This is a genomic window from Microvirga sp. P5_D2, assembly GCF_054049475.1.
The window spans coordinates 1-2,136 of the sequence record NZ_JBFUMH010000337.1 but is presented as its reverse complement, the minus strand read 5'-3'; the positions used below and the strand labels follow the sequence as shown (position 1 = coordinate 2,136).

The window sequence follows — 2,136 nt, the reverse complement described above, 5'->3', positions numbered from 1 at the left end:
GCCTGGCCCGCCATAGGGGCCTATAGTCAAAACATCGTCAACCATGAAGTTCGGAGCAGCGCCCACATTGTCGAGCTTCGAAAATTCCGTATTCACTCCTTTGACCAATGCTTCGTTTAGCATAGCGAGCTCCGTGATTTGGCCTCTAAGTGTGCTTGCTTGGGCCTGGAGAGCGCTTGCTAGATTTGGTGCAACTTTTGTATCTTCCGGCATGAAAAGTACGAGATTTCCCTTCGGACGGAAGTCCGTCATTAACGTCACAATACCTTCCGCAAATACTTGATTTCCCGCGCTGTCCGTTGTTGGCGTGCGCGTGCAGACCATTGATAGGCTTTTGCCCTGCGTAAGAGTGACGTGAAAATCCTCATTGAATGTTATTGACTGGGGCTCCTTGGTGGGATCATGCCCTTTACAGGTCACGTTGCTGGAGGTGCTGACTCCTTTGACCTCAATTGAGCTGTAGCCCGGCGCAAGGAAGAAATTTGCTCGCTCAATACTTTCGACGGTAGGTTTCGCAATAGCGCCGGTGGACGCCATGGCCATGCATACATCCAGCGTGTCGTAGGCTCTGGAGACAGTTTTTTCGGTATAGAGGTCTCTGGCAGACTTAGAGGAAGTTCCACGACTGTAATCTCTACAAAAATTCTGCATAACTTGCTCTTTTGAACCATACTTTCCGCCTATAGAGATGACCTTTGCTACTATGTCGAGGCTTGCGTCGACACTCTTGAGAGAACCTTTGGCGTCACAATATTTATCGTATACTTGATCTTGGTAGGAAGAGGACTCCGTTGAGATGCTGTATTCTTTCAGACCGCTCGATATAATGCCGAGACAGTTATCATATAAGTTAGTTTGTGAAAGCGCTGGTGTAGAAATGAGCGCGAGTGCTAGCATTTGAACGATGAGGCGCATCAGGTGATCCCTTCGTTACATTGCAGAGGGTGCCGCCAGCCGTTATTCGAAATGTCTACACGAGTTTAGATGAACTTAGGTGCCTTATTACTAATCGGGAACTTAGAAAGCCCCACAGACCAACGAAGTCCTACATAATGRCATTCCACCATATTACATGGAAGAAACTATTGCCGCTGATTAGAGGTAGTACTCCGCCTTAGAGTTCGTCCCGTAAATCATGAACACCGTCCCAAGCGGCGGATGAGGGGCATGACGGATGCTGCGTAAAGGAACGCTCGAGCTGAAGTCAGCGTCGCCTCGGGTCTTTCCAGAGCCGACCATTGCGCTTGATCCAAGCGAAGAACCGTTCCACGACCCAGCGGCGAGGGCGCACCGCAAAGCCAACCTGGTCGGGCGGCTTTCTGACAATCTCGATGCGGATCGCGGTCGCCTGGGCCGGGGTCTCGCCGGCATAGCCGCTGTCGGCAAATGCTGTGGCGATGAACGGGAATGCGCGCCGCGACAGGCGCAGCACCACACAGGCCCCGTCTCGGTCCTAAATGTCCGCCGGCTGCGGCTCCAGGATCAGACCGCGCCTATCGGTGTAGACCATAACCTGACGCTTGCGGCCTTTGACCTTCTTGCGCGCATCATAGCCTCTCGGTCCGCCGCTCTCGGTGGTCTTCACGTTTTGGCTGTCGAGCACAGCGGCGGTGGGCGAGGCTTCCCGTCCGACCCGCTCCCGATCAGCCATGACCAGCAGATGGTTGATGGTCTCAAACAGGCCAGTGTCCCGCCACAGGCTGAACCAACGAAAGGCCGTACTCTTGGGCGGCAGATCGGAGGGCAAGAGCCGCCAGGCGATCCCGCAACGCAGCACGTAGAAGATCCCGTTGAGGATCTTCCTCGAGTCTGTGACGCTTCCGATGCTCGGCCGCGCCAAGCGCGTTCGCATCGAGAAGGAGAACACCACGATCATCGACGGCGCCGGCAAGAAGGAAGACATCGAAGCCCGCGTTGGCCAGATCAAGGCGCAGATCGAAGAGACCACTTCGGACTACGACCGTGAGAAGCTCCAGGAGCGTCTCGCCAAGCTCGCAGGCGGCGTCGCGGTGATCCGCGTCGGCGGCGCGACCGAGGTCGAGGTGAAGGAGAAGAAGGACCGCGTTGACGACGCTCTGAACGCCACCCGCGCTGCGGTGGAAGAAGGCATCGTTCCCGGCGGCGGCGTGGCTCTGC

At 55.6% G+C, this 2,136-nt stretch carries 1 protein-coding gene and 2 pseudogenes; 1 reads left to right on the top strand and 2 read right to left on the bottom strand.

Annotation, left to right across the window (positions count from 1 at the left end):
- Positions 1-915: hypothetical protein (locus ACXJKO_RS31405; RefSeq protein WP_457094915.1), on the bottom strand; the 915-nt coding region annotated here is incomplete at its 3' end.
- Between the two features lie 218 nt (positions 916-1,133).
- Positions 1,134-1,903, bottom strand: a pseudogene (locus ACXJKO_RS31400) (IS5 family transposase).
- Between ACXJKO_RS31400 and ACXJKO_RS31395 the strand changes: the two are divergent.
- Positions 1,791-2,136 (top strand): annotated as a pseudogene (locus tag ACXJKO_RS31395) (TCP-1/cpn60 chaperonin family protein); the annotation flags it as partial. The pseudogenes ACXJKO_RS31400 and ACXJKO_RS31395 sit on opposite strands and share 113 nt — an antisense overlap.